At 63.8% G+C, this 4,628-nt stretch carries 5 protein-coding genes and 1 pseudogene; all 6 read left to right on the forward strand.

The annotated features are described in order from the left end of the window. Nucleotides 1–231: pseudogene (locus tag VJ604_RS05980) on the forward strand (flagellar basal-body MS-ring/collar protein FliF); the annotation flags it as partial. A gap of 30 nt (nt 232–261) precedes the next feature. Continuing rightward, complete coding sequence (gene fliG, locus VJ604_RS05985) at nt 262–1,254, forward strand: flagellar motor switch protein FliG (protein WP_324080637.1); 993 nt, start codon at nt 262–264, stop codon at nt 1,252–1,254. Then, a complete protein-coding gene (locus VJ604_RS05990) occupies nt 1,241–1,960 on the forward strand; it encodes a FliH/SctL family protein (RefSeq protein ID WP_324080640.1) in 720 nt (239 codons plus the stop codon). Before fliG ends, VJ604_RS05990 begins: the two co-directional genes overlap by 14 nt. Beyond that, entirely contained in the window at nt 1,947–3,272 is a 1,326-nt protein-coding gene (fliI, locus tag VJ604_RS05995; protein ID WP_324080642.1) for a flagellar protein export ATPase FliI, read from the forward strand. Before VJ604_RS05990 ends, fliI begins: the two co-directional genes overlap by 14 nt. Before the next feature lie 195 nt (nt 3,273–3,467). After that, on the forward strand, nt 3,468–3,911 hold the full coding sequence (fliJ, locus tag VJ604_RS06000; RefSeq protein WP_324080644.1) for a flagellar export protein FliJ: 444 nt from the start codon (nt 3,468–3,470) through the stop codon (nt 3,909–3,911). Nucleotides 3,912–3,916: 5 nt separating this feature from the next. After that, nucleotides 3,917–4,411 carry a hypothetical protein gene (locus tag VJ604_RS06005; RefSeq protein ID WP_324080646.1) on the forward strand — a complete coding sequence of 165 codons (495 nt, stop codon included), beginning with the start codon at nt 3,917–3,919 and terminating at the stop codon, nt 4,409–4,411. The last annotated feature ends 217 nt before the right edge of the window (nt 4,412–4,628 follow it).

Consider the following 4,628-nt stretch of genomic DNA (forward strand, 5'->3'; position numbering starts at 1 on the left):
ATCATGTTCGTGCTGAGACCGCTTTTGAAGACCCTCAAGGTGGAGAAGAAGCCGCAAGGGGCCTCCTTCCTCCCGCTGCAGACCGAGGAGGAGAACTCCCAGATGATCGAGCAGCAGAAGAGGGAGCAGGAGCGGCTGAGACTCACCCAGATCGAGCTGGTGGAGAAGGTCAAGCAGGACCCCTACCAGGTTGCCCAGATCCTGCAGAACTGGCTGGCGCAAAAGGAATAGCGTGAAGAAAACGTTTGCACGAGGTGTTTCATGACCGGGGCGGAAAAAGCGGCCGTGCTCCTGCTGTACCTGGGGCCGGAGGCCACGGCCAAGGTGTTCGGCCACATGGACGACATCGACATCAAGAAGATCAGCCAGAGCATGTCGAGGCTCGGCCACGTGCCGCGCGAGGACATCTCCGCCGTGGTCAGCGAGTTCACCGACATCACCAATCCGGAGACCGGCTTCTTCTCCCAAGGGGAAGAGTTCGTCAAGAAGATCCTGGAGAAGGCGCTGGGACCGGTGAGGGCCGAGACCCTTTTACAGGAGATCCGCACCGCCGGCATCGGCGACATGACCGACATGCTGGCCACCATGGACCCACGCACCATCGCCAACTTCTTCTCGCAGGAGCACCCGCAGACCATCGCCGTCATCCTGGCCAAGCTCAAGCCCAAGCAGACCAGCGAGATCATCTCCCTGCTCCCCCAGGAGCTGCAGGCCGAGGTGGTGATCCGGATCGCCGAGGTGGACCAGGTCTCCCCGGAGATCCTGGCCGAGATCGACGAGGTGATTCGCCGCGAGCTGAACTCGCTGGGTGGCGTGCAGCGCTTCAAGGTGGGTGGCGTCGAGAAGGTGGTGGACGTCTTCGCGCACCTGGACCGAAGCCGCGAGAAGAAGATCCTCGACAAGCTGGACACCATGAACCCGCCCCTGGCGGAGGTGATCAGGAAGCACCTGTTCACCTTCGAGGACATCTTCAAGCTGGACGACCGCGCCATCCAGTCCATCATGAGGGAGGTCTCCAACGATACCCTGACGCTGGCCATGAAGACCTCGGTGGACGAGGTCAAGGACAAGATCTTCCGCAACATCTCCTCGCGCGCCGCCGAGATGATCAAGGAGGACCTGGAGGTTATGGGGCCGGTGCGGCTCTCCGACGTGGAGAAGGCGCAATCCGAGATCATCAAGATCGTCCGCAAGATGGAAGAGGAAGGGAAGGTGGTCATCGCCGGTCGGGGGGCCGAAGATGTGCTCGTGTAAGATCATCCGCAGGGGAGAGGAGGGGCACGCCCCCTACACCCTGCTCCCCTTGGGGGGCGAGCTCGCCGGGCCTATTGCCGACCAGTTCCGCCCGGTCACCTTGGGGGGAGAGGAGCCCGAGCCTGCCCTCAATGCGGCCGAGACGGAGCCCGCGGAGGCCGCGCCGCCCGTCTGCATCCCGGAGGAGGAGGCGCACCGGCTGATCCGGGAGGCCCGCGCGGAGGGGTACCGGCAAGGGAAAGAGGAGGCGGAGGCCGCCTTCGCCACGGTGACCGAGACGATGGGGAAGGCGCTTGCCGCACTCGGCTCCCTGCGTGCGCAGCTCATGCACGAGGCGGAGGAGGATCTCCTGAAGCTCTCGGTGCTGGTCGCCCGCAAGGTGATGCTGAGGGAGTTCGCCTGCGATCCGGGCATCATGGTCGGCCTGGTGCAGTCGGCGCTGGAGGTGGCCTCGGAGGGGGGAGCGGTGCTGGTCAGGCTGAACCCCGACGAGTACCAGGTGCTGATAGACTGCCGGGAGTTCCAGGAACTGCTGCAGGCCAACCCCTCCATCACCCTGAAGCCGGACCCCGCGGTAGGCCGGGCGGGCTGCCTGGTGGAGACCATGCGCGGCAATATCGATGCAGGGGTGGACGCCCAGCTCGACGAGATACTGAGAAGGCTCTGCGAGGAAAGGACCGCGCGCAGGGAGGATGTCGATGGTTGATCTGGCCCGTTATCTCCCCGTAGTCGAAGCGGCCAAGCCGGTCCGTTTCCACGGCAGGGTGACCCAGGTGGTCGGCCTGGTGATCGAGGGGTACTGCCCGGAGACCGCGGTGGGGAGCCTGTGCGAGGTCCACTCGGACGGCTCGCCCCCCATCCCCGCCGAGGTAGTCGGCTTCCGGGAGAACAAGACCCTGCTGATGCCGCTGGGTGAGCTGCGCGGGGTCGGGCTGGGGAGCCTGATTTCCGTCAGGCGCGAGAAGGCCGCGCTGGGGGTGGGACCCGCCATGCTCGGGCGCGTTATCGACGGACTCGGTGCCCCCATTGACGACAAAGGGCCGATCGCCGTGGCCGACGAATACCCGATCTACGCGGCGCCGGTCAACCCCATGAAGAGGAGGCCGATCAGGAAGCCCCTCAACCTGGGGATCCGGGCCATCAACGGGCTTTTGACCTGCGGCGAGGGGCAGAGGGTCGGCATCATGGCCGGCTCCGGGGTCGGCAAGTCCACCACCCTCGGCATGATCGCCCGCTACACCGAGGCCGACGTCAACGTGATCGCCCTGATCGGCGAGCGCGGCCGCGAGCTCAGGGAGTTCATCGAGAAGGACCTGCAGCAGGAAGGGCTCGAGAAATCGGTCGTGGTGGTCGCCACCTCCGACCAGCCGCCGCTGGTCAGGATGCGCGGCGCCTACATCGCCACCACCATCGCCGAATACTTCCAGTCACAGGGGAAGAAGGTGCTCTTGATGATGGACTCCGCCACCCGTTTCGCCATGGCCATGCGCGAGGTGGGGCTGGCGATCGGCGAGCCCCCCACCACCAAGGGATACACACCCTCGGTGTTCGCCGCGCTCCCCAGGCTCCTGGAGCGGACCGGCAACTTCCAGGGGGGGAGCATCACCGGTCTGTACACCGTGCTGGTGGAAGGGGACGACTTCAACGAGCCGATCTCGGACGCCATGCGGAGCATCCTGGACGGGCACATCATCCTGACCAGGGAGTTGGCGGCGCGCAACATCTACCCGCCCATCGACCTCCTGAACAGCGCCAGCCGCGTGATGTCCGACGTGACCTCCCGCGACCATCGGCAGCTGGCCGGACAGTTCAAGGAGATCCTGGCCGCCTACCGGCAGGCGGAGGACATGATCAACATCGGCGCCTACAAGGTGGGGAGCAACCCGAAGATCGACTACGCCATCGCCAAGATGGAGCAGATGATTGCCTACCTGAAGCAGGACGTGACCGACGGGGTGAGCGTGGAGGAGTCGATACAGGCGCTGGCAAACATATTCGAGGATTACGCCCCCCTTTGACGGCGCTTTCTGCTACTGCCGGCATCCCCTCTCCCTCCGGGAGAGGGTTAGGGTGAGGGAACTTTCCACGAAGATGCGAGGCTTCCCTCACCCCTGCCCTCTTCCTCCTTCGCCCGATGGGCTTCGGCGGACGGGCCCGCGGGGAGAGGGAGAGCTGGCAGAGAGGATTAGGGAAACAAAACTGGAGGCTAGGAGATGGCAGGACCGGAGTTCAGGCTCGAGCAGGTGCTCAAGTTCCGCAAGGAAGTCGAGAAGATGCACCAGCTGGAGTTGGCCAAGGCGAAACAACAGCACGAGCTCGCGCGCGAGCAGTTGAAAATGGAGAAGGCGGCCCTGGAGGCGCTCAGCCAGGAATTTGCCCAGCGGCAGCTGAAAGGGATCGACGCCAAGGACCTTCAGCTCTTCGGCGACTTCACCAGGAGAAAGAGCAAGGAGATCGGCGAGATGCGCGAATCGGTGAATTCTCTGGAGAAGGCCGTCCAGGAGAAGCGCGAAGCCCTGCTGGTGGCGGCCAAGGAAAAGAAGGCTCTGGAAGTTTTCAAGGAGAAGAAGATGCGCGACCTCAAGATGGAGCAGCTCCTCAAGGAGCGCGCCTTCCTGGACGAGCTGGCGGTCCAGGGGAGGAGTGAACGGACGTGAGAAGGATGCTTGTGCTGACGGCCTTGACCATCGCCGGCTTCTACTCTTGTTCAGCCGCTCCACCCTCGCGCTCGACCACGGCCGCGGCCCCGGCCAAAGTGGCCGCTCCCGCCAGACCGGCCGACGATGCCGCGGCACTGGAAATGAAGCGCCAGCAGCTCGACCAAAAGGAGGCCGCACTGACGGCGAAGGAGCAGTCACTGAACCAGCTCTCCTCCACGCTGGACGCCAGGGCCAGGGAACTGAACGCCGCCCGCAAGGGGCTGGAAGGCTCCCTGGCGGCCAAGAAGAAGCAGGACGACGAGCGCTACAAGAAGATGCTCAAGATACTGAAGGGGTTGAGGCCGGAAGAGGCCGCCTCTCTCTTGAACAAGCTGGACGCAAAGATGGCCATCGGGGTGATGAACCAGCTGGACCAGAAGACCGCGATCAAGCTGATCCCGCTGATCACCCAGCCCAGGGTGGTGGAGTGGACCAAGGAGAACCTCTCCGGCAGATAACCGGCTATTCCAACCTTCCTTAACATTCCCTCTTCCGAAGGGGGAGGGACAGGGAGGGGGAACACCGATTCACTGACGAGACAGCCCCGTGATTCGGGGCAGCTACCCCCATTTAATCGGAGGTAGCCGAGATTCCAACAAAAAGGAGGTGAGAACAGAATGGTTTCAGCAGCAACATTTCAAGCAGTACCGACCGCGCCCGCGGCACCCTTCGTAT

Source organism: Geomonas sp. (genome assembly GCF_035254065.1).
Classification (GTDB): domain Bacteria; phylum Desulfobacterota; class Desulfuromonadia; order Geobacterales; family Geobacteraceae; genus Geomonas.